18 protein-coding genes are annotated in these 23,735 nt (G+C 43.2%); 11 read left to right on the top strand and 7 right to left on the bottom strand.

Annotated features, from left to right (window positions below):
* Window positions 1-91 precede the first annotated feature (91 nt).
* On the bottom strand, window positions 92-1,852 hold the full coding sequence (locus tag VHA02S_RS17255; protein ID WP_038898887.1) for an ABC transporter ATP-binding protein/permease: 1,761 nt from the start codon (window positions 1,850-1,852) through the stop codon (window positions 92-94).
* 294 nt (window positions 1,853-2,146) lie between these two features.
* Here VHA02S_RS17255 and VHA02S_RS17250 point away from each other — a divergent pair, with 294 nt between their 5' ends.
* The gene (locus VHA02S_RS17250) at window positions 2,147-2,566 is read left to right on the top strand and encodes a PaaI family thioesterase (RefSeq protein WP_029789393.1); all 420 of its coding nucleotides are present in this window, start codon (window positions 2,147-2,149) and stop codon (window positions 2,564-2,566) included.
* A 2-nt stretch (window positions 2,567-2,568) separates the two neighbouring features.
* On the opposite strand, the gene VHA02S_RS17245 is transcribed toward VHA02S_RS17250, so the two are convergent.
* Window positions 2,569-3,009: a YybH family protein gene (locus tag VHA02S_RS17245; RefSeq protein ID WP_009696756.1), complete on the bottom strand. Its 441-nt coding sequence runs from the start codon at window positions 3,007-3,009 to the stop codon at window positions 2,569-2,571.
* A 187-nt stretch (window positions 3,010-3,196) separates the two neighbouring features.
* Here VHA02S_RS17245 and VHA02S_RS17240 point away from each other — a divergent pair, with 187 nt between their 5' ends.
* Both VHA02S_RS17240 and VHA02S_RS17235 read left to right on the top strand, forming a co-directional pair.
* Window positions 3,197-3,535: a winged helix-turn-helix transcriptional regulator gene (locus tag VHA02S_RS17240; RefSeq protein WP_005451632.1), complete on the top strand. Its 339-nt coding sequence runs from the start codon at window positions 3,197-3,199 to the stop codon at window positions 3,533-3,535.
* Window positions 3,536-3,686: 151 nt separating this feature from the next.
* Window positions 3,687-3,917: a hypothetical protein gene (locus VHA02S_RS17235; RefSeq protein ID WP_038898888.1), complete on the top strand. Its 231-nt coding sequence runs from the start codon at window positions 3,687-3,689 to the stop codon at window positions 3,915-3,917.
* Window positions 3,918-4,001: 84 nt separating this feature from the next.
* Here VHA02S_RS17235 and VHA02S_RS17230 read toward each other — a convergent pair whose 3' ends face one another.
* Window positions 4,002-4,616 carry a 3'-5' exonuclease gene (locus VHA02S_RS17230; RefSeq protein ID WP_009696754.1) on the bottom strand — a complete coding sequence of 205 codons (615 nt, stop codon included), beginning with the start codon at window positions 4,614-4,616 and terminating at the stop codon, window positions 4,002-4,004.
* A 175-nt stretch (window positions 4,617-4,791) separates the two neighbouring features.
* Between VHA02S_RS17230 and VHA02S_RS17225 the strand changes: the two genes are divergently transcribed.
* Both VHA02S_RS17225 and VHA02S_RS17220 read left to right on the top strand, forming a co-directional pair.
* Complete coding sequence (locus VHA02S_RS17225; protein WP_005451637.1) at window positions 4,792-5,274, top strand: tetratricopeptide repeat protein; 483 nt, start codon at window positions 4,792-4,794, stop codon at window positions 5,272-5,274.
* Window positions 5,275-5,423: 149 nt separating this feature from the next.
* Window positions 5,424-5,684 carry a nicotinamide mononucleotide transporter gene (locus tag VHA02S_RS17220; protein ID WP_038898889.1) on the top strand — a complete coding sequence of 87 codons (261 nt, stop codon included), beginning with the start codon at window positions 5,424-5,426 and terminating at the stop codon, window positions 5,682-5,684.
* A 68-nt stretch (window positions 5,685-5,752) separates the two neighbouring features.
* Here the strand turns inward: VHA02S_RS17220 and VHA02S_RS17215 are convergent, their stop codons facing one another.
* A complete protein-coding gene (locus VHA02S_RS17215) occupies window positions 5,753-6,646 on the bottom strand; it encodes a LysR family transcriptional regulator (protein ID WP_038898891.1) in 894 nt (297 codons plus the stop codon).
* 109 nt (window positions 6,647-6,755) lie between these two features.
* Between VHA02S_RS17215 and accD the strand changes: the two genes are divergently transcribed.
* Window positions 6,756-7,625 (top strand): acetyl-CoA carboxylase, carboxyltransferase subunit beta, encoded by an 870-nt coding sequence (accD, locus tag VHA02S_RS17210; protein WP_038898892.1) that lies wholly within the window; start codon window positions 6,756-6,758, stop codon window positions 7,623-7,625.
* A gap of 125 nt (window positions 7,626-7,750) precedes the next feature.
* Here accD and VHA02S_RS17205 read toward each other — a convergent pair whose 3' ends face one another.
* Complete coding sequence (locus tag VHA02S_RS17205) at window positions 7,751-8,698, bottom strand: lipase chaperone (RefSeq protein ID WP_038898893.1); 948 nt, start codon at window positions 8,696-8,698, stop codon at window positions 7,751-7,753.
* 424 nt (window positions 8,699-9,122) lie between these two features.
* Here VHA02S_RS17205 and VHA02S_RS17200 point away from each other — a divergent pair, with 424 nt between their 5' ends.
* Both VHA02S_RS17200 and VHA02S_RS17195 read left to right on the top strand, forming a co-directional pair.
* Complete coding sequence (locus VHA02S_RS17200) at window positions 9,123-9,383, top strand: DUF5062 family protein (RefSeq protein ID WP_005451643.1); 261 nt, start codon at window positions 9,123-9,125, stop codon at window positions 9,381-9,383.
* 240 nt (window positions 9,384-9,623) lie between these two features.
* Complete coding sequence (locus VHA02S_RS17195) at window positions 9,624-10,118, top strand: YcxB family protein (protein WP_038898894.1); 495 nt, start codon at window positions 9,624-9,626, stop codon at window positions 10,116-10,118.
* Between the two features lie 255 nt (window positions 10,119-10,373).
* Here VHA02S_RS17195 and VHA02S_RS17190 read toward each other — a convergent pair whose 3' ends face one another.
* A complete protein-coding gene (locus VHA02S_RS17190) occupies window positions 10,374-10,943 on the bottom strand; it encodes a DUF6795 domain-containing protein (RefSeq protein ID WP_050567823.1) in 570 nt (189 codons plus the stop codon).
* Window positions 10,944-11,299: 356 nt separating this feature from the next.
* Between VHA02S_RS17190 and VHA02S_RS17185 the strand changes: the two genes are divergently transcribed.
* The 3 genes from VHA02S_RS17185 (at window position 11,300) to VHA02S_RS17175 (ending at window position 20,427) form a co-directional block, all read left to right on the top strand.
* Window positions 11,300-11,560: a hypothetical protein gene (locus VHA02S_RS17185; protein WP_038898895.1), complete on the top strand. Its 261-nt coding sequence runs from the start codon at window positions 11,300-11,302 to the stop codon at window positions 11,558-11,560.
* A gap of 817 nt (window positions 11,561-12,377) precedes the next feature.
* Complete coding sequence (locus tag VHA02S_RS17180; RefSeq protein ID WP_038898896.1) at window positions 12,378-17,462, top strand: HEAT repeat domain-containing protein; 5,085 nt, start codon at window positions 12,378-12,380, stop codon at window positions 17,460-17,462.
* 592 nt (window positions 17,463-18,054) lie between these two features.
* A complete protein-coding gene (locus VHA02S_RS17175) occupies window positions 18,055-20,427 on the top strand; it encodes a 3'-5' exonuclease (protein WP_050567824.1) in 2,373 nt (790 codons plus the stop codon).
* Between the two features lie 410 nt (window positions 20,428-20,837).
* Here VHA02S_RS17175 and gcvP read toward each other — a convergent pair whose 3' ends face one another.
* A complete protein-coding gene (gene gcvP / locus VHA02S_RS17170) occupies window positions 20,838-23,702 on the bottom strand; it encodes an aminomethyl-transferring glycine dehydrogenase (protein WP_038898897.1) in 2,865 nt (954 codons plus the stop codon).
* Window positions 23,703-23,735 lie beyond the last annotated feature (33 nt).

The following is a 23,735-nucleotide window of genomic DNA, read 5'->3' as shown; positions in this document are numbered from 1 at the left end:
AATCAATGACAACGCTCTGAATCCTGCATCTTGAAGTCATTTGGGTATAGTTTCTTTGTTTCGTTAACATCACTAGCGCTAAACGCCGTCGCTATTCTAGATGTTTAAACTGCAACGCGACCAATCGTTGATACAGTTCACAGCTTTGCATCAGTGATTGATGATTACCGATATCAATCAGTTCGCCACCGTCGAGTACTGCAATTTTATCTGCGTGCTGAATTGTCGATAAGCGGTGTGCTATGATCAACGTAGTGCGGTCTTTCATCAAGGCTTCAAGCGCTTGTTGAACATGATGTTCACTCTCACTGTCCAGTGCGCTGGTGGCTTCATCAAGCAGCAGAATTTTCGGATCTTTTAGAATTGCACGAGCAATGGCAATTCGCTGTTTTTGACCGCCAGATAGCCTTACGCCACGCTCACCTAAAAAACTATGATAGCCGTCAGGTAGCTTTTCGATAAATTCATGAGCATGGGCTTTCTTTGCTGCTTCAATCACTTGTTCGTCTGTGGCTTCCGGATTACCGTAGCGAATATTGTGGAATACATCATGGCTAAACAATGCGGGTTGCTGTGGGACTAATGCCATTTGGCGGCGAAGATCGTTAGGATCGAACTGTCGAATATCTTCACCTCCAAACAATACATGTCCTTGCTGCGGGTCGTAAAATCGTTGTAGCAGCTCAAACAGCGTTGTTTTACCGGCACCAGAAGGACCAACCAAGGCTAACACTTTCCCTTGTTCTGCTTTGAGATTTAATCCTTTAATAGCTGGCTGATCGGGGCGAGAAGGGTAGTTGAAGTTCACTGAGTCAAACGTGACTTCTGCAGGCATGCGGTCGGTAATAGTAAGGTGATGGCTTGGTACACTGATATCACTCTCAACTTGCAGGATCTCAATCAATCGTTCGGTTGCACCAGCGGCTCGTTGCAATTCTCCCATCACTTCAGAAATAGTGGCAGTAGAGGATGCAACCATGATGGCATAGAACACAAACGCAGCTAAATCACCAGCCGACATCTTGCCATGAATAACGTCACTGCCACCTACCCAAAGCATGCCTGCAATAGCGCTGAAAACAATCACAATAACGCCGGAGATCAAGATTGCGCGCTGTTTGACGCGTTGTCTGCCTACCTCGTAGGCTTTTTCTACTTCGACAGCAAACGCTGCGCGTTCATGCTGCTCTGAGCTAAAGCTTTGCACCGTTTTAATGTGTTCTATCGCTTCGCCAGCGTAGCTGCCCACATCCGCCATTGTGTCTTGACTTTGACGCGATAAAGCACGAACGCGCCGGCCATAAACTAATATCGGCACCAAGACAAAAGGCACAGACGCCAAAACAATCAAGGTGAGCTTAACGTTAGTAGCGAATAACATAATGATCGCACCAAAGCACATCAATGCGCTGCGCATCGCCATGGAAAACGACGAACCAATAATGCTCTGAAGTAGAGTCGTATCAGTCGTGAGGCGAGACATAATGTCGCCGCTGCTGTTGGTCTCAAAATAGCTCGGATGCAGGGTAATCACATGATTAAACACCGCAAGGCGAATATCTGCGCTGACGCGTTCTCCAACCGAAGAAACCAGGTAGAAGCGGAAGAACGTTCCAACGGCAATACATAAAGTGACGGCAACAATAAACTGAATCGCGTTGGTTAGCTCTTGTAATGATTGCTGAGCAAAGCCTTGGTCAATCAAGATACGTACGCCATAACCGACGGACAACGTTAGGCTTGCTGTCGCGACAAGTGCGACTAGGGCAGCAGCGACACGCCATTTATAAGGCGAAATAAAGGTGTTGAGTTTAAGAAGAATGCCAAGGTTTTTATTATTTTTACTGCTCATGAGTAGCTCACAAAGCTTTATAGGTACTTGGCATAGTAAGCGACTTTTTGAGACGTGACCAGTGGCGCGTCTGATTCGAGTCATGGTTCATTAGTTAAAAAGAACACAGTCTCATGGAACCTAATTTCTCACTATTTGTTATTGGCATATGCTAATAATTAGGGCTACAGTTCATATCCCATTACCAATGAATAAGCGCCTCTCACCTTTGAATGTTGAGTTAGATGCATGATTCGTGAACGCTCTTATTAAAGCAGCTTAAGTTCAGAGACGTCTCAGATACAGAAGGATTTTATGTCACACCACAACCCCAAAAACCACCAGCAGTGTGCAGTGTGTTGCCAGCCATTTTTCAACGCCAACGATACTGTTCAGTTTTCTCAGATGCCGAATGGCGGCGTGCAGTGCGAAATCGTACCAACAGAGAAAGTTCAGGGATATCAAGGTGTCATGCAAGGCGGAGCAATCTGCGCTTTGCATGACACGGCTATGACCCACTGCCTTTTTGCTCAAGAGATATGTGCGATGACAGCAAAGCTCGAGGTTCGCTTTATCAAACCGGTTCCCCTTAATGCCATCATTCGCGTTGAGGCGCATTGCGTAAAGAGCAAACGAGGAATGTTTCTACTACAAAGCGAAATCTATGTGGGGGAACAATGTTACTCAAAAGCAGAAGCGAAGTTCATGCAGCATGTTGTCGACGCCGAATATTGACCTCAAAAGCCATTGGGATTATCGATAACATAAACCCAACCTCCATCTACATAATGCATGACTTCCAATGCCGTTCCTTGTATCGCGTTTTTTGTCTGAGTTGCACCTTGCGAAGTGTTCATTATTTCCCAATCTGAACGCACCATGGCAATGTCATCATTAATGTGGATGGAAACGCGCTTTGTATGCATGGTGACATCGCCTTTCATAAAACCTTCCAATACGCGTTTGATCGCTTCTTGCCCTTTGGCTTGATTGCCTTCTTTATCCAAAATAAATACCGCATCTTGATGGAAAAGTGTTCCTAATCCCTCCAAATCTTTATCCGCAAAGTATTGACCAAATAATGCATGTAACTCTGATGGTGTTTGTGGCTTCGGATAGAGCGTCTCCGCATGTAAACCAAGTGAGACAAAAGAAATAAACAGAAAAATATATCGCATAACGTAATCCTCTAATTATTGGCTCAGGCAGCTTTCGTCCCTTTGCCTAATTGCCAATTCAAGATAGAACGGTTAGTTACGAATTAAAATTAGCTTCCCAAAAGTAACTAGTTACTCTCAGGTAACTAATGGTCTGAGGTGTAGTGTTTGATTACACTGGCGGTAAAAAACGGATTAGGGAAGGGCGATGTCGTCAAAAGTAAATCATCAAGTACAGCCTGTTGGCTATTGCAGCGTGGATAAATACTTAACATTGATATCGACTAAGTGGACTGCTCACATCGTTTGGTTGCTCGGGCAACAAGAAGAGATGCGATTCGGTCAAATTCGCAAGCAATTAGCGCTGGTTTCAAGCAAGGTGCTCACCGAACGCTTGAAGTTACTGTGCGAATATGGGTTTGTTTGGCGAAAACAAGAAGACACTATCCCTGTGACTGTGAATTATGGTTTAACCCCAAAAGGTAGAGAGTTTGCTAGTGTTGTCGACATCATAGTCCAAAAAGTTGATGACTGGGATGCCGAGTAGGTTACGTATCTAACCCTTTAGAACCCTTATGTAGAAACTAATAGATATGTTGATTGCATCTGATTGTGGAATGAGACTGAGAATTAACATATACCTGTATTACCGACCTTAAAAAAGAGTCACAATCATTACGGTTTTGACGGGTTGATTTATGAAATTTAATACATCTATTGACGATAATTTTGCTTCTTTCTACGACAGAGAGAACGACAACTATGTCTTTGTCGAAAGTACGGATAATGAAAACTTTGATGTAACAATAGGTACGGCAAGCGGCGCAACTTTGATAGGTACTGTATCTGCAAAAAATGATGAGGAGCTGAATGCTAAGCTCGAAGCTCTGTATCAAGGTTTTATGATGAAAAACGAGCGCGACTCTTAACGATTAGGTATTTCTAATCATAAACAACCATAGATTATTTACCTTTACTATGATGCTTGAGAACAAACATCATAGTCGCGAGATCTAAGCGCGGTTTTTCGCGAGTAGCAGATCGACTTTCCCTTTCGCTGTTTTACTCACGGTTTGCATAAACTTAAAGCTTGGATTGTGAATGCCGGATTGCTCCAAGCCCTCGACCATTTCAATCCAGAGTTTTGCTGTCATCTGTGCATCGGCTAACGCTCGGTGAAAAACGCCGTCATTATCGATGTTTTTGAAGCGAACTAGTTCTCCGAGTTTATGAGAAGGAGCATCTTGAATTAAACGTCTTGCCACTAGCAATGAGCATGCAAACTCGCCTGAGTAACCACAGTTGATTCGTTCAAGCTCCGCATCGAGGAAGCGCTTATCAAAAGATGCGTTGTGGGCGATAAGGTTTTCACCGGCAATGAACTCGCTGAATGATGCCATCACTTCATCGCAGCTTGGTGCGGTGCGTAACATGTTATTGGTAATGCCAGTGTAACCCTCGATGAAAGAACTGACTCTAAAGCCTGGGTTCATCAGTTGCTGAAAACTATCGACAACCTCACCGTCGACTAATTTTACTGCACCGATTTCAATGGCGCGGTCACCCATATTCGGAGAGAGACCAGTGGTTTCAAAGTCGAGTACGACAACAGAGTTAGCTTGGGGCATGAAAGTTTTCCAACTGAACGATAAGGGGCAAGAGTATCAACGAAACGGATACAAAAAGAAAGGTTATGATGGGTAGACTGTGTGAGTTAGGTTATTTACTATTCTTGATTCATTCCAACAAAGACATTGCGATTGCGCGCTCTTTAAACGAGCGCTTTTAGCTTCGAGGGAAATTATGGAAACGATCATCAAACAAGCAATTGAGCTGCGAAAAGAAGCTAAGTATCAAGCGTCGAGAGCGTTACTTACAACACTACTAGACGATGAACATTTTGCCGCAAAAGCGCACTTACAAATCGCTTGGTCGTACGACAATGAAGGCAAAGAGCAAGAAGCAATCGGTCATTACTTGTCTGCGCTTTCAGGAACACTCTCTTCGGTAGAAAGATTTGATGCGTTGTTCGGCTTAGCGAGTACCTACCGAAGCCTTGGCGAGTATTCAGAAGCATTAAGCTATTTTGAACAAACGTTGGATGAATACCCTAATGCGATCGAAGTTCAGCCTTTTTATGCAATGTGTCTTTACAATGTGGGTCGACATAAAGAAGCCACATCATTGTTACTCGAACTCTTAGTGTCCACCACCAACAGCGATGCAATTAAAGAGTATCAGCGAGCCATTTCTTTGTACGCTCGAGATCTCGATAAAACTTGGTAGCTTTTGGTTCTAGTAATCATCAAATATTCAAAAAAGATTCACTACGCGCGGCATTTTCGCCTTGTTGTTTTTATCATTAAAGTGGTGTGTTAAAGCTTCATTAAGGCGCTTGCTCACCGTTTTAAAGTGTTACATCCATAGAGAGGACAATGGAATACTTTCAGTACTATGGGATCGACTGGGTTGCGATGGTACTTACGTTTCTTGCCATTTGGCAAATCGGAAACAAGAACAAAATTGGTTTCATCTTAATGATGTGCGGAAACACCAGTTGGATTGCAGTTGGGTATCTCACAGGCAGCGTGGCAATGATAATCGCCAATATCATCTTCTTCTCTATGAACCTACGCGCCATCATCAAGTGGTCTCAACCTGACGACGAATCAAAAGTGACGCCAGTTGAGCAATAAGTGGTAAATTGAACAAGTGCAGGAGAGGGGACGGGTTTATTTAGTGTTCGTGTTATGTATTGAGTGTTTCAAATGCTCGACAAACGTTTCAAATGCTCAATAAACATCGGGATCTTCTTCGCTACGTGCTTTCTGGAAGCGTAAAAGGCGTATAACGCCAAATCTTCTGGCTTGTATTCAAGCTCAACGACTTCCAGTACTCCGGATTGTACGTCTTCATAGCAGAACGCTTCGGGCAGAATAGCAAAGCCAAATCCTGCTAACGCGCCGGCTTTAGCAAGTTGCCGACTATTAACCTTAAATGCAGATTGTACTCGTTGAGTTATCTGCTCTCCTTCTGAGTTTTTGAAAACCCAAGGCATTCCTTTCAATGCAGTAAAACTGCTAATACAAGGAAGGTGTTTTAAATCGTTAATTTTGAAAGGTTTTTGGCATGCTTGCAGCAGTATAGGTGAGGCGACAACAACGCTAGACCAGCGCTTAATCTCTTTGGCAATCCAATTGCTGTCTTCAAGTTTTCCACGATGAAAACTCAAGATAACATCAAACCCATCAAGCAAATCCTCTTTAGGGCTTAGGTTGGTCTCGCAACTCAATGAAATCGCAGGGTGTTGAGAACAGAAAGAGACAACCGCTCGCGCCAACTCCGGTGAATCTGGCATTAAAACGTTAAGTTGTCCCGTGACTTGATGTGAGTGTTGCGTGACTTCTTCGAGCGCATCATTCAGTTTGTCCAAAAGAGGTTGCGTACGTATGTAGAGGTGCTCTCCGGCATCTGTAGCGCATATTCTTCGGGTTGTTCTATCAAACAATCGCACATCAAGTTGTTCTTCTAGTAAAGCAATATGGCGGCTGACATTTGAAGTCGGCAGGGATAAAAACTCGGCGGCTCTCTTAAAGCTATTGTTTTCATAGACACAATGGAAGCTCTTTAGCCATTGCTGATCAATTCTCTCAAGCATTTTGGTTTATCCCATATTATTGGATTATAAAGCCAGTAAAGTGCACTTTATTACTTGAAACAGGTTAATACAATGCTCGATAACGTTGTTTCTAAGTTGAAGGATCCTAATGAGTTGGCTAGAAAAGCTATTAGATAAAAAGAGCATCATCAGTACGCGCAAAGCATCCATCCCAGAGGGGGTATGGACCAAGTGTCATTCTTGCGAACAAGTTTTGTATTGGCTCGCCCTTAAGGAGAACCTAGAAGTTTGCCCAAAATGTCAACATCATATGCGGATGTCAGCTCGGCATCGTTTGGATAGCTTTTTGGATAAAGGGGAGCGGATAGAAATTGGCAGTGAATATGAGCCAACAGATATGCTCAATTTTAAGGATAAAAAGCGCTACAAAGAACGTATCGCACTTGCTCAAAAGAATACTGGAGAGAAAGATGCATTAGTTGCAATGAAAGGCGAGCTACTAGGTTTACCCATTGTCGCATGTGCATTCGAGTTTTCATTTATGGCAGGTTCAATGGGGTCGGTCGTAGGGGCTCGTTTTGTTGATGCCGTCGATACAGCAATAGAAGATAATTGTGCATTAGTTTGTTTTTCAGCTTGTGGTGGCGCTCGTATGCAAGAGTCCTTAATGGCGTTAATGCAGATGGCAAAAACCAGTGCAGCATTAGCGCGTTTGTCTGATGCACGCTTGCCCTATATCTCGGTATTGACTGATCAAACGTTCGGCGGCGTCTCTGCAAGTTTGGCTATGCTGGGGGACATCAACATTGGTGAACCTGCAGCCAGAATCGGGTTCGCAGGGCGTCGTGTGATTGAACAAACCGTGCGAGAAAAGCTACCGGATGGCTTTCAACAAAGTGAGTTTCTACTTGAGCATGGCGCTCTTGATATGATCGTACAAAGGCAGGATATGCGAGAACGAGTAGGTGGGCTAATAGCAAAGTTGACCAATACAAGTATCCAGATAGATGCAGGGTAACTTTGTCTTGTTGACATATAAGCTTGCTGCTTTGTCACGGTTTTTTTACTGGGAAACAAGGAAGACCAGAAGCGCGGTCTTCCTTGATAGTCTGATACGAGAATATCTTCGAGAAGGGTTTAGCGTTATCTATTCGTCATATTGTACTGAATAGTTTGGCTAAAGTTTGGCAGTGTGACCTCTAGCAGTGCCACATCTGGCAGAGTATCACCGTCGCTGTTCTGGTATTGATAGCGGTATGTGCTGACTGCATCGCCAGCGGTTTGTTTCATTGATTTAATTGGATGGAAGGCAAGACCAAAGAAATCTAAGTCTACTTTCCACTCTTTCACTGGATCTACATAGTAAACACCATAAACCAATGAACCATCATCCACATACTCCATTTCAAAGGTTTTGGTGCCTTTGCCGAACAACTTCTGAGTTGCTTTTTTGATTTCGCCATTCGGGTAGTATTGCAGTAAGAGGGTACTCTTTTCCTTTGGTGTCGAGAGCTTAACCTCACGGATTTTTCTTAACTTACCATCTTCATGGTAGGAGTAATGAAATTCGCGAACAGACATATCGTCGCCAGACTGCGGTACTTGGCGGCGTTGAAGAAGTTTGCCATCAGCACCATACGTATATTGAATTCGATATGTCGCGATAGGTGTACCGTTAAGATCGGCAGCCTCATCCTGAAAGACTTGCTTATTCTCAACATCAACTTGACCGAGTTCGTTATAGCTGTATTGAGAGATGAAGTTTTCTTTGGTGTGTCTTACGTAACTGTTGATTGAGCCGTGCTTCATTAGCGCACGCGCAGATTCCAAAAAACCTGCATCGTTATAGGCGTAGTCAAATGTACTGTCTGCGTAGTCGCGCTGTGTTACTCGTCCTAGCTGATCGTATGAGTACGTGCCAGCTACAGTCAGTTGCCCTTGGTTAGACTTTGCTATTTGTGTTAAGCGAGATTGGTTTGCAGTGACCAGACCTTGGTCAATGTAATCTTCAAACACAGAATAGTGTTCGTAAGCCGTAGCGTTAAATGCAGCGAAAATTGCCAGACCGGCGAAGCTTCTTTTAATGTTCATAGTTAGTAGCCTGTTATTTATGGTTTTTATTAATTTTTCAATCGGAAGAGAGGTTTAACTCGACCGATGTAAGTGTTCTCAATTTCAGTATCGAGAAGCAAAGCTGAGCTTATCAGTAGGATTTTATAAAGTAAGCACAAATATGATAATAATTATCATTTAAAGTTATTTGTTTGAAATTGATTCAAAGAAAAAGCCAATGAAAACGCTCAGAGACCATAAAAAGAGGGGGCATTTTGAAACCAGAAGCAATGTGGTGAAGTGACCTGCCTACATTGCTGTATCGCCAATATCAGCATGCCTGGTCGTTGTTTAATCAGTTGCGCGGCAATGTTACGGAATCTTACTAATATGCGAGCTTACTAACACGCCATACGTGACACTTAATGTATTCTTACTGGAAGCGAAGAAGAGGAATCTATCAATGTCAAAAAGCTCCAAGCTTCAGAATGAAGACAAACTGGTTAAGAAGGCACTAGAGATTGGCGGGAAGATGGCGAAGCTACAAGGCTTTGACCTTCCGCAGTCACCACAACCTGTAAGAGTAAAAGCGATTTACCTATTCTTGGTCGATGCCAAGCAAATCACGCCACTGCCAGAAAGCAAGCTCGACGGCGCAAACATCAAACACAGACTGGCAGTGTGGATACACAGTGCTTTGCCAGATAACGACCCTCTAAAGTAGAAAGCTCAAGAAGTCGCATAGGTCATTAATTAACATAGACCATTAATTAACAAGGCGAGCCAAATGGTTCGCTTTGTTTGATCTTGGCTAGTGCACCGAGGCCTTCTAATGTTTCGTTATTATTGATTTACAAAACAGAATCAAAAGGACTAAAGATAAACCAAGAGAAGCGCTACAATGCACGCGTTGCGAGAGAGCAACCAAGTAGACTCATTCACAGAAACCTTAAAGTAGCCATACATGTCTAAAGATTTCGAATTCACCACAGAATACACACTCGACAAACCATTCTTCGCAGAGTGTTATGATCAAACTAGCCAGCCAGTTAAGTTCCCACACGCATTCCTGAAAGGGATCTTGTTTCTTATTTTTGGTGTGGTTTTATTGGAGTTTGAACTGCTACCTAACGGTTATGTGGGTTGGTTCTTTATCGTATTGAGTGTGATTGAAGCGTTCAGCGTTTACTGCAAGCGAACGTGGTGGCTGTGGCGTCAAACCATTAGTTCAAGCCGTGGCAACAAAGTGGTGTTTGAAGTTAACGCGGATGGCGTGCGCTACAAAAGCGGTAAAATCGATCGCAGCCTCGCTTGGAAAGAAATCGACCAACTCGAACAAACCGATTTGGGCTTTATCCTTCATCTTGGTAAACAACGCCAATACATCAGCAAATCTTGCTTAAACGAAGAAGTTATCGCGTTTATGGTAGAGCAGCACGCTGCATCGAAAGTGAGCTAACAAATCCTTACTTTCAAAAAGGCGAGCCAGTGAGTTCGCCTTTTTTGCTCTTAGGATTTGGTGTTCATGAGGTAGAGCTAATTCAGACTCAAGGGTTGAACCACTACACTCGGCGTTACAGATGGGTCATTCCAGCGAGCCTAGGAGTCTGCCTAAGCGTACCGCGGGAAGCAATCCTGCATCGTCATTTTGAAAGGAGGCGCAGTACGGGTTTTGTAAGAAAAATTGGTCATTAAATCTATTTAATATCAATTATTACGTGTCCTTGTTTAGTAATGTTTTTTCAGAAAATCCTTTCAAATCGCACCTACTAATAACTTCAAGATCGAGACCATTCTCAACAAATCTATTTTTAAAAAAGTAATGATATTCGTCCGAATTAATCTCACAACTTAAATCAAGAAGGTTATCTGAAATAAATTCATAGGGTTTCACATCAGAAAATCGAGCTTCTAGTAAGTAGTATTTTTTGCCATCTACAAAAATGTAAATGCCAATGTAGCTAGAGGATTCATGAAGGGCAGGTTCTTTAAACGTCTGATAGTGGTATGTGGGTTCGAAATGAAAATACCCCTTTTCTGACGTCATTGTCTCGGTGATATAACGGTTGTTAGAAAAAGCCGTGTGTAGATAAACTACCCCGCTAGTAAACGCTTTTCCGTCTAAGTATAAGCTGCCAGTGATCTCTGAGCTAAGTGTGTATTGAAACTTTTTTGATTTGAAGAAATTAAACATATCTGCGTTACAACCTGTTGAGAGCAATAATATTGTGGCACTCATAAGGAAAACCAGTATTTTGACCATTCGCTTGCCAATCTCGTACATAGGTCAACTCATCCCCCCGCGTGAGGCGATACTATGTCCTAATGAACTCAAGTGCTAGCCTAGGGCTGCCCCAGTTTTCAAATTAAGTCATGCTAAATCGTATATCTAGGCGCACTTTAAAAAATAATGTAAATAATATGTCCATTACTTTCATGGTTGGCTTTGCTGCGTAATTCGTTGTCGAAGCCGAGCAGTCTTATTTAGATTGATAGTAAGCCAACACGGCAAGTTTTAGGCATACCAAGCCCATTTTCGCTTTAAAACTCACATCAACGTCTTTGGCTCGACGGCTGATACAACTGTAGTGTGGGCTGCGAAGTTCGTCTTCAAACTAAAGCCTCGCTTAAAATGAATTTATGGAATCACATAATTGGATACATGACTTATTGCTGCCTGACGACCACGATATCGAGAGTATTGATGTCTCTTACCTTGTTGGCGAAGGTAAATATGCCGCTGAGTTTGATGTTCGATGGCGCGGTGATTTTAAGGATGGTTCGTTTACTGACCTCACCGTAGCGCAACGTTGGGTGATGTACGAGCCGGAACAGTTTGCTCACCCAGTGATTGAGAACTACGTCGCGGTGGTAAAGAGCAATAACCTGACTGGTGATTAGGGGAGGTCAGGTTATTGCTCTTGATTGATTTCGGTTTAGCACCCTAAACATCTCAGCCTCAAGTCACTCATCCAATCCAATACTAAAAGACGAACCACACGATTCGCCTTTTTCGATCTTGAAGCTTGGTGATAGTGGATTACTCAAATTTAGACACACAAGCTGAACCACTACACTCGGCGCTTTAGGTGGGTCATTCCAGCGAGCCTAGGCGAGACAAGGAATCTCAGGAAGCGCGCTGGGGGAGTTAGTGTTTAAAATGAACCAAAAAAAGTGAAACGGAATTACGACGAATACATCTATTCTATGTTGATGTTGTCTTACGGCCTCTCTAGCTTAGTTCTGCCCCAATACGAGACAGAGTAAATGCTCATTAACATTCTGTTAATGCGAGTTTGCCCTACAAGAAGTTATCCGAATGGAATCTACAGCTAGCGTAGTGAGAAAGTATGCTCCATTTATCAATCTAATAATTTCTTTTTCTCACTAACCTATTAGTTATAAATTAAAGGCGGAATCATAGCGGATAGAAAAACGGGTTTTAGCCGACTAAATAGAGTATACGTATCGAACGCATCTAGGGTAGCTGTTTGCGCACCTGTACGCGTTTTGAGCTACTAGAAATTGGAAGTGTAATGCCTAATTGCTCGTGTGGTGCATAGTAACTTTGTTGAGCTGGAGCATTCTATTCATCACAAAATCCCCGTGATTTATCGCGAATATCATCTAATTTGCATCTAGTTTAATATCTGATGTTTGTATAGCATGCAATTAAAAGCTATGTGTATTAGTGCATTACCAGTGGAGTAAACTATTCATGTCAGGTGGAATTAGTGCAATTAAGGGGTTCGACTATCAGGCAACAGTCATCCTAGATAGGCTATTTAAGCACTTTGAGCAGTATGAATCTTGTGCGAAAGCTAGGCCTGAAGGATTAGATGATCTTGATTTGTCATGGACTGATGGTGACACGGAGCACAAGCAATATATACAGATAAAAAAACCAGCAGAGTATAACAGTGGTGAGCTTAAACCTACTCCATGGACGTTGTCATTAATAGCTAAGGAGCTATTACCAAACGCTATAAAACATTTGTCAGGAAACGACCATACTCAACTTTGGATCGTCGGCGACAGTGTTAATGATTCTGTTTCATCACTCATTAATGCTAGTGACAGAGCCCCTGTTTCTGCTACACAGGAATACTGGAGTGTAGTGCACAGCTTAGCAAGAAGTAAGACGCTCTCTAAAATTTGCCTTGAGACAACAGTGCGTAGCCAGGTCGTAAGTTGGAAAGTTCCCTCCATGCTTTCTACAGAGCCAGAGAAAGCGAAATCAACATTACTCTCCGAATTTAGAGAATTAGCACGAAGCAAAGTAGGTAAAGAGGAGGTAAGCAATCTGTATGCCGCTCAGGTAACTGAACTGCATAGTTCATTGCCTAGCATATTGGCAAGAATTGAAATCCAAGCTACGTATGGTTCCGAACAAGAGGTTATACAACGAGTTTATGATAGATTGATGGAACGGTACTCTCTTCAACGAGCAGTTATAGAGAATGCGCTGTTCCGTAACTTAAGAGGGTTTATTAACGATATATCGAAACAACCTGGACGGTCGTTTAATCTGGAAGAATTAGAAATTGAATTGCGCTGTGTTTGGCCGCAAATGATTCCTATCAAGAATTTACCTGAACTAAGCTGTGATCATGTAGCTAGGCACGATCTCACAGAACGGTTTACCACAGAATGGGCTGGAAAAGCTATTGAGGCAATTGGTATTTCTGGATCAGGTAAAACAACACTTACGGCAGAGATAGCTGAAAGGTCACGAGCCGTAAATCCAAAACGGTTAATACATTACGTTGAAGTTCGGCCAGATACTAGCCTACGCGACGTACTTACTGGTGTTGCTTTTCACTTACGTCGTCAAGGCATTCTCGAACCGTTCTCCATCGCGGTTACGAATGGTCCAACGGAAGAAAATACGCTGAAGTGCCTTGCTCATTCATACTCAGTTATGCCACGCGACATACTACTCCTTATTGACTTAGTTGAAGGTACTTGCAGTACAGCTTTCTCTAGAGATCTAGCTACTTTTATTCGAGCCTTATCAACTTCATCTATTCATATTGGAGTGTTCGGTCAAGAAAGTGCTCTACGTGAAATGACTCCTCTTGAAAGAGATGAGTATGGTGTAAGTAGACTAGACATTCGTGGTTTCAGCTTTGAAGAATTTGTAAAACTTGTATCAAACTATCATCCCAGCTCCACCCCAGACTGGGCTGCGCTCAGGGGTATATACCAAAAGGTTACAGTTGGCCGCTCTTCAGGTTTATTTGCCAAGTTGGCACAGGCAATAGCAAGGGCCGCATCCATACCGGATATGCTTAAGATTGCCGCTCAACCTGCAGAAGATATGTTGGCTTATGCTGAGCAAAAGCGATTTAACCTGATTAGTCCTGGAGCACGAAGTGCTGCTGAAAAGCTAGTATGCTTTGCATTACCGTTCCTGCGTAAGGACGCCGAAGAAATATTTCCAGATGAAAATATAGGAAATGGCATTAGTGAGCTCCTTGCACAAGGTTTGCTCCGATACCACGACAAGGACTCATTTGAAATGCACGAAACTGTGCGTGCCGGTCTAGAAGGAATGCTTGCAATTGGCGTTCGCCGCTCTGCTCATCAGGCACTTGCTGCATGGTATAGTGCACAAGGACTGATAACAGCTGAAATCTTGCACCTAGAGAAGGCCGGTAAGTTTGTTGAAGCCAAGGAGCAATCTCGCGAGTTATTTCTTCGGGGAGAGCAATGGTCTGCTGTTTCTGCCTACGTAATACGTCATAAATTATTATCCGCCAAAGACGTTATTGGTGTTATTTCTACCACTCAAACTGTTGAGCATATTTATTTATTAACCAGCATTATTAAGGAGTTGGGCGAGCCGGTGCCGGCCAGTAGTCTTTTTGGAGTAATTCGCGAACAACCACAACGGTATTTCTCTGATTATCAGTGGTCGTCAGCTATTATTGAAACGATACTTGAACTCGCTCCGGAACAACTACACAACCTAATCGCTTTCTCGATCAATAACGCAGTTGATGAAGACCAAATAGAATCGGCGCTAGGTCGGTTGGATGTGGCAATGTTACGTAAAGGTTGCGCAATAAACTCAGACACTCTTAAGCTATTCAAAAGTTGTCCTCCTAACATCAAGGGAATGTTGCTCAAAATATTACTGCGAGATCGTCGTCGCGAAGCTTTACGGGCTGCCTTTTATTTTATATCCACCCATCAAGAGTCAAACAATACACGTAAAAGTTGTTCCACGCGTGACTTTAATCTCTATATAGATAGTCTTCATGATACCGTGGAATTTTTAGCTGCAATGCCTCGAGTAAAGCTGTCTTCAATGCTTATTTCTAAATCAGCATTACTGGGTCCACTTACTAAGGGGGTCTGGTCTTCAAGAGCCAATTTACGTACACATTGTATTGAGGTTCTTAGAGAAGGTCACCATGAAGAGGGTGTCATTGAGAATGCAATCCGAATTCTGGTTTTTCTTGCTGAACCTTCGCTTTTCCATTTATGTGAGTCATTTGCCAACAGGAAAGACAGTATTAGAGCTTTTTCTGCTCTACTGCCCGTACTTCAGCCAGCCTTTTTTGACTCAAGCAAATATCAGGCTCAACTATTCGATCACAGTACTACAATTGAAGACAGATTTACTGCGCTTTCCATATTAGCGTATGCAGGCGAAGACCTAGGTAATATTTATAAACGCCTAAAGGTAGTAGAAATAGACATAAAGGAGAAGAAGGTCTGGGACTTTCTGTTTCTGATGTTATGCCACCAAAAACCGTTCATCGAGGCTATTGAACTCCTAGAAGAGCACATGGCTTCCATGGACTCAAAAGGTATCCACTTAGCTATACCCGCGCTTATGAAGCTAGGCGAACTATCTTATTCTGAAGTAACTACAATGCTCGCTGAAGCTTTGACTAACTCAAATCCAGAAATTCGTCAAAGTGCAGCTTTAAGCCTCTCTCGAAGGCGTTCTCGTATCGCTTTATCTGCTTTGCTTGAGGCATATGCGAAAGAGGACCAAGAAACGTTAGCTGTAGGAATTGCTACTGCAATTGTAGCGTCAGGAGCAAAATCGGCTTTAGTTTTGCGAGGTCGACTCAAGTCTCCCGCAATTCAGTTGTGGCAGTGCATCCTCACAATGCGCTTAGGTGATGTAGATAATGCCGACGAGCTTATCAGAATCGCAGTCGATCCACTTCTAAACTGGCAGTTACGACGTTCTGCTATTTTTGCAGCGGGTCGATTACCTTACAGTGTTGCTTTAGAGCGGATTGTTCCAGTCATTATGGGAGAGTCTTCACCTCTGAAAATTGATCACAGCAAAAATCTTGCGTATCACAGTCTGATATCTTTTGTCCTCACAGATAGTCAAATGGGATGGTGCCGTATTTTTGCAAGAGGAAGAGATAGTTTCATCGACTTCTTTTCTGGGCTTTTCGACGAAGTTTGGAATGACTCGTGGAACCAAGAAGGGCTTCCATCTGGGTCTGCGGCTGCTAGTTGGCTATATGACCGTTTGTCCATTCATGGGTGGCCGGAGAGTCGAGAAGCGCCTGAGCGTGTTCTCAATGAGGTGAATATTCCACTGTTGCAAAGTGCTACGCTTCGCTCATTGCGTCTTTGTGGACAACCAGAGCTTATTGAACAACAGCTCGTAAATGCAGAGCACATTTGGATTGCAATGAAGTGCTTAATGGAGCGTAGACGTGCTGGGGACGTAGATACCGAACATTTGAGGGTTTTGGTTGATGCATCACCGTGTCAAGGAGATGGATTGTTGCATCGCGTTATCGATAACATGAGCGACAGGAGAGTTACTGTACAACAAGAGAAGCCATCGACGGCACCTGAATATAAAAGAACGAGGTCTGAAACATGCATTACATACGATGATGCAGTTCGAGCGTTATCCGGCACTACTGCCAATTTCGAATCATCAGCACCTTTGGTGCTTGATAACATATCGTCTGAACAATGCGAACAACTTATTCGACTATCTGACCCCGTGAATGATCACCGCGAAGGTGTTGAAACATATATCCCAATGATTAAGTTTACATCGAGTGGTCATGTAGTAGCACAACATCAATGGACAACTAAAGGTTCGAGCAAATCTCCACATGCTTTTCTTAGGCCTGCAGTAGCCGCTGCAAACAGTTTTGGTCTGCCTATCCCTTGGCTGAATAAACTAATGACCGAACGTTGGTCTAAGGATTTTGTTAGAAAATATTTGGTGTGCCTATGTGCAATGAACAATAGTTCCCGGTTTTACGAAGAACTCTCTAAATATGAATATGTTATGATCGAGGTCTTGTATGAACCGAGTGTGTATGCATATGTGCAGAAACATATTGATGAACGTATAGCCCCAACGTTGATGCGATATGTTGCTTCAGGAACGGACGAGTTATTTGAAGGGCTTTGCATCTTGGCACTTCAGGTTGACTGCCCAGAGATAGATCCAGTTCTAAGTGGTCTTCTTTATCGGTGGTCGCAACGCTTTGATAAGACGTCGACTGGATCACAACATGATGTTAATCCTTCGCTTTGGCGTGGATTCCGGCGATTGACTGAACATTCACGATTCACCAACATAACTGATTGGATGTCTCTATTGGAACAAGTTTTGATGTCGCCGATTAGCTGGTTTCATGCTCAAGATATTGTACGAGTTCTGGAACGAGATCCACGTTCTTATGTTTTGATCGAATCCCGACTGTTCAAATCAGAAAACTGGGAGCACTTCAATGTCGAGGAAATTGATCGGCTTGATGACGCTGCTGACTCACTATTTACGAGGTTACTTGAAGAGTAATTATATATTTCATAACTAGAAGTTGCACTGTTGCTTATGTTTCCGCAAGCCTTAAAGTGTAGTTTAACCAACTTTCAAGTTCTACTTGCTTTTCTCTAATGGCTAAGCCCATATACGGATATGGGCATCATGCAACTTTAAGTTTAATGGTTCAGGTGAGGTAAACCTGTAGCAAATGAGAATAAATTTTCTGCACGGAAAGTTGAAAGAAAAAAGGCTTGAGAAATGGCATCGCTATCAGGCCTTCTAGTATCTAATGCCCTTTACATACAAGAACTGCTATTTGGGGTAGGAATATTATTCAGCCTGGGCTTTTCGCTTTCATTTGCCATACTTATTTAATCCATAAATCTCTAAATTAGTAATATCACAGACACATTTTTGTCCAGAAGCGTGTTGACGAGGCATAAAACACGAAATGCCCTAAAGAGTTAAACCCGTTTAGTTGCTCACTTCGCTATAGTTAACCTAGTTTTTGTGATAATTCAGTGGGTTGGTTTGCTTGGCGAAAGTTGTGATAGCAATCGAATTTTCATGGGTAATTATATGCATAATGATAAGTTGTAGTAGAGATAACCTATAAGAGCCTACCGTGAGTAAAGTAATACAAACAAAGTACATGAATAAATGTTTCCGAAAGCTAAATAAATCGGGAAAAAAAGGAAAAGATGCGATTAAAAAAACACGAGCTGCAATGCAAGAAGCTGCCAGTGAAGGTCAAATTGCCGAGCTAAAACGAACCAATAACGGTGAGAGTAGGCTTCCAAATGCAGAAAAATATGATCTTGGTGATGGTTTTCGCCTTGTAGTTCAACTTGTAGATGGAAAAAGTAAACTCAGGGCTTTTCTATTTGCGGGTGACCACGAAGATACTGAAAGTTGGATAGAGTCCCACAAAAATTATAGATGGGTAAAAGATAAAAAAGATAACACACTAGAATTTATACAAGTAAGCTCTGAAGCTCCTAACGAAACTAAACTCGTTGAACCAGATCTGACCTCACCTGAAGACTTACTACAACTTCCTCTACTACGTCATTTAAACTCAAAAGAACTAAAAGGTCTCCAGCTTCAACCCGAACTCGAGACATACCTGCTTGGTGTCACTGGAGAAGAATGGGAATGTGATTCAGGAGGTATCATTAATCACATAGAAGAAAAATCCAATGAATACATGGCGATCACTTTTGATGACTTATTCACTCACGCGCACAAAGGGGAGCTGAAAGAGCTTAAACAACGACTAAACTTTGAAGCTGGTTTAGTTGAGCTAGCAACTCAAGAACAGCTAGAGTTAGCAATGTTAGACCCCGTAAATAGTGAAATTTTTGTTACTTGGGATGAAGTGGAACAGCTACCCGAAGATGCGACTTGGGCAGACTGGTTATTATTTCTTCACCCAGAGCAAAAAAAAATCGCAGTTAAAGATTTTAAAGGCCCTTCTCGATTACGAGGAGTATCTGGAAGCGGAAAAACATGTGTAATGCTGCACCGCGCCCGCTATCTAGCTAAAAAGTACAAACAACCAATTTTACTTGTGACCCTAACTGAAAGTATGCGAAAGCTGCTTCAATCTCTCATTACTGAGCTATGTGGAGTCGAAGCTAGTTATATTCACACTTCAACCGTAAATGGATTTGCAACAAACATTATCGAAAGTGTTCACCCCAAAGGCATCAGTACGTATACAAAAGCAACTACAGATATAATTAGTAACTTTTACCAAGATGCCATAAAAACAATAAAAAACCATAAACTCTATAGAGCAAGTAAGTTTCGCTCTTTCGATGACAAACGCCTCAAGAAGTTCTTGCAAGATGAGATTTTCTACATTCGTACTAGACTCACTCCGTCAAACTTCGAACTTTACCTTGATACTAAATCATTCAAACGTGTTGGGCGGGGTATCGCTCTTACTCAAGACGAAAGAAGAATTGTCTTGGAGTTGGTGTTAGAGAAAATTGAACTGCTCAAAACACTATGTAAACTTGACTATGAAGGCGTTATTAGTTTTGCTATTAGCCTGTTAAATAGCGACGAACTTTCAATTGAGTCAAGTATCGCAGTTCAAACAGACCTCATATCAATTAATCAAAAACTCAAAGCCTACACACCATACCGATGTGTTCTCATCGATGAGGTTCAGGATTTATCTCAGCTTGAGATTGCAATGCTATCTAGTCTCAAAACGGATAAAAGCGAAGCTCTTTCGGAAGCAGAAAACGGCTTATTCCTTGTCGGCGATGGAGCTCAAACCGTCTACAACAAAGGGTTCACCCTCAAGCACTCCGGTGTGAATGTTGCCAACAGAAGCTACGTTTTAAAGAAGAATTACCGAAATACTAAAGAAATAATGAACACCGCATACTCGCTCATCGAAAAGTATGAATTTGCGGATGTTGATGAGGATAATATTAGTAAACCGACGAAGCCCGACTTTCCAAGTAAGCATGGTGAAAAACCCTTTATAGTCAAAACTCGAAGCAACGCTGATCAGACAGAGTTTATTGTAAACAAAATTGATGAAATTATTACACATTATCAAGATGTTAATGAAACAGACTGCTACCCTCAGATCTGCGTAATTGGTTTAAATAATCAAATCAGAAATGATGTATTTGAAGCTCTCAAGCAAAAAGGAATCAGTTCTAAGAAGATTCAAGACTCCATTACAGTCGAAGCCGCGAAGCAGGTTTGTATTAGTACAATTGAGTCAGCAAAAGGATTTGAATTCAGTTATGTATTCATAGCGGGTGTCTCAGCAAACTTAATGCCAAATACGTCAAATGAGGAATCAAGAGAAGTTTCACGCCTATATGTTGCTATGACCAGAGCAGAAGATGAACTTTATATTACCTATTCCACAGAAAGAAACCAATCCGCTAGCCCATTCTTAATAGACTTTAGCGATTCATGTAATGAGTTGGAGTTTAGAAACGGGCAGCTAAGGACACTTCGAGACTAAATTTAGGTGTACTAATTCAGACCTGATCTGACAGTTACCCACTTTTCGACTCGGTGACTGTCAGACTATATCTGGGTTAGATTTTTGTCAGCCCAGATTGATTTCCTATCCTCTAAGATATCTATTTGCTTTCTGCAACTCCTCCATCAAACTATACAGCTTTTTCAAAAGTCACTTGGTAAAGTTCATTCAATATGGTCTTGTGGAAGCATTCGTAGCTACAAAACACGATGGAGTCAGGTCTTACATTTTGCAGCTAGAAAATATGGCTTAGTGTTGCTAATCCTAGATCGGTGAGTTAGAGCAGGAAATCTAACTCATTCTTGTCCATAAACAAGTTTTATAAATTTTCCCTCAAACAAAAAGGCGAACCATTCGGTTCGCCTTTGTCTATTTAGATTCTACAAAAATTAATCTTCGTAGTTATCAATGCTTGGGCACGAGCAGATTAGGTTACGGTCGCCGTATACGTTATCTACGCGGTTTACTGTTGGCCAGTACTTCCAAGATTTGGTTGCTTTAGAAGGGAAGCAGCCAAGCTCGCGAGAGTAAGGGCGATCCCATTCATCTTTCGCTAGGTCAACTTGAGTGTGTGGCGCATTTACAAGCGGGTTGTTATCTAGCGGCCATTCACCGTTCTTAACCTTCGCCATCTCTTCACGGATTGCGATCATCGCATCACAGAAGCGGTCTAGCTCTTCTAAGTCTTCCGATTCTGTTGGCTCAACCATGAGCGTGCCTGCTACAGGGAACGACATAGTTGGTGCATGGAAACCGTAGTCCATTAGACGCTTCGCGATGTCTTCTTCGCTGATACCTGTTTCTTCTTTCAGTGGACGAATGTCAATAATACATTCGTGCGCTACACGGCCGTTTGAGCCACGGTAAAGAACAGGGTAGTGAGGACGCAATTGCTCCATCACGTAGTTCGCGTTCAGAATCGCTACTTTCGTTGCGTCTGTTAGACCAGCTTCGCCCATCATTGCGATGTAAGCCCAAGAGATAGGCAGGATAGACGCGCTACCCATGTCCGCTGCGGATACTGCGAAGTTTTCGCCATCTGCACCGTTTTCAATATGACCCGGTAGGAAAGGCGCTAGGTGCGATTTCACACCAATAGGCCCCATGCCTGGACCGCCACCACCGTGTGGGATACAGAAGGTTTTGTGTAGGTTTAGGTGAGAAACGTCTGAGCCAATAAAGCCCGGCGTTGTTAGACCAACCTGTGCGTTCATGTTTGCGCCGTCAAGGTAAACCTGACCGCCCGCTGCATGAACCATTTCACATACTTCTTTCACTTGTTCTTCGTATACGCCGTGCGTAGAAGGGTAAGTGATCATGATGCTTGATAGGTTGTCTTTGTGCTTCTCGATTTTCGCTGCTAGGTCGGTGACGTCGATGTTACCTTCTTCATCACACTTAACAACAACCACTTTCATTGACACCATAGACGCTGTCGCAGGGTTAGTACCGTGTGCAGAGCTTGGGATCAAACATACGTTGCGGTGACCTTCGCCACGGCTTTCGTGGTAGCGTTGAATTGCGATAAGACCTGCGTACTCACCTGATGCACCAGAGTTTGGTTGTAGTGAGAATGCGTCGTAGCCTGTGATTTCACATAGCTTCTCTTTAAGATCTTTTGCTAGTGCGGCGTAACCGGCTGCTTGTTCTGCTGGTGCGAACGGGTGGATCGAACCAAACTCAGGCCAAGTTACTGGAATCATCTCTGCTGCTGCGTTCAGCTTCATCGTACAGCTGCCCAGTGGGATCATGCCGTGCGTTAGCGAGAAGTCTTTGTTCTCTAGCTGTTTTAGGTAACGCATCATCTGTGTTTCGCTGTGGTGCGTGTTAAACACAGGGTGCGTTAGGTATTCTGTTGTGCGGCGCAGTGCTTCTGGAATCGCTGCAAATTCGTTGCCTGCAATTTCAGTTGATAGTGCTGCGACTTCTTCTTTCACACCGAATACTGCAAATAGGGCTTCTACGTCTGCCACGGTTGTGGTTTCGTCGAAGCTTACGCCTAGCTGAGTACCCAACTTACGTAGGTTGATGTCTGCCGCTAGTGCTTTTGCGTATAACTCTTCAGTTTGTGCACCAGTATTGATTGTGATGGTGTCGAAGAAGCTGTTGTGAGCAAGCTCGAAGCCGCCTTTAGTTAAACCAGCAGCTAGGATGGCTGTCATGTGGTGCGTACGACGAGCAATCGTGCGTAGACCTTCTGCGCCGTGGTAAACCGCGTAGAAAGACGCCATGTTCGCTAGTAGTGCTTGAGCGGTACAGATGTTTGATGTCGCTTTTTCACGACGGATGTGCTGCTCACGCGTTTGCATTGCCATGCGAAGAGCTTGGTTGCCGTTGGTATCGATAGAAACACCGATAACACGACCTGGCATAGTACGCTTGTGCTTGTCACGTGTTGCCATGAAGGCTGCGTGTGGACCACCGTAACCCATAGGAACGCCGAAACGTTGTGCCGAGCCGATTGCTACGTCTGCGCCCATTTCACCAGCAGGTTTTAGTAGGGCAGAAGCCAATAGGTCAGTCGCTACCGTTACCAACGTTTTGTTTGCTTGCGCTTTTGCGATGATGTCCGTTAGGTCACGAACTTCACCCGTTGTGCCTGGGTATTGAACTAGCGCGCCGAATACGTCTTGCTCTGGTAGTGATTCTAGAGAACCAACGAGTACTTCAAAGCCGATGAATTTCGCACGAGTTTTTACCACTTCGATGGTTTGCGGGTGAACGTCGTCAGCAACGAAGAATACGTTACTCTTGCTCTTACCCGCACGCTTACAAAGTGTCATCGCTTCTGCTGCTGCCGTTGCTTCATCGAGCAGTGACGCGTTCGCGATTTCCATACCAGTAAGATCCATCACCATTTGTTGGTAGTTTAGAAGTGCTTCTAGACGACCTTGTGAGATCTCTGGTTGGTAAGGGGTGTAAGCGGTGTACCAGCCCGGGTTTTCCATCACGTTACGTAGGATTACGTTTGGCGTGAAGGTGTTGTAGTAACCCTGACCAATGAATGTACGTTTAACTTGGTTCTGATCGGCGAACTTACGCATTGCTGCCAGCATGTCTGCTTCGCTTTTCGCTTCTGCCAAGCTCATTGGCTGCTCTAGGCGAATTTGCGCTGGTACGGTTTCGTCGATAAGCGCATCAAGGCTTACTGCGTTGATCGCTTCCAACATTTTTTGTTGGTCAGATTTGTTTGGTCCATTGTGGCGAGCAACGAACTCATTCTGTGTGCTGAGGCTTTGAAGTAATTCAGTCATTGTCCTTTACCTACTCCTTGGTTCGGGTAACGG

This window comes from Vibrio harveyi NBRC 15634 = ATCC 14126 = KCTC 12724 (genome assembly GCF_001591145.1).
Lineage (GTDB): Bacteria > Pseudomonadota > Gammaproteobacteria > Enterobacterales > Vibrionaceae > Vibrio > Vibrio harveyi.
This window is presented reverse-complemented; position numbering and strand designations above follow the sequence as displayed.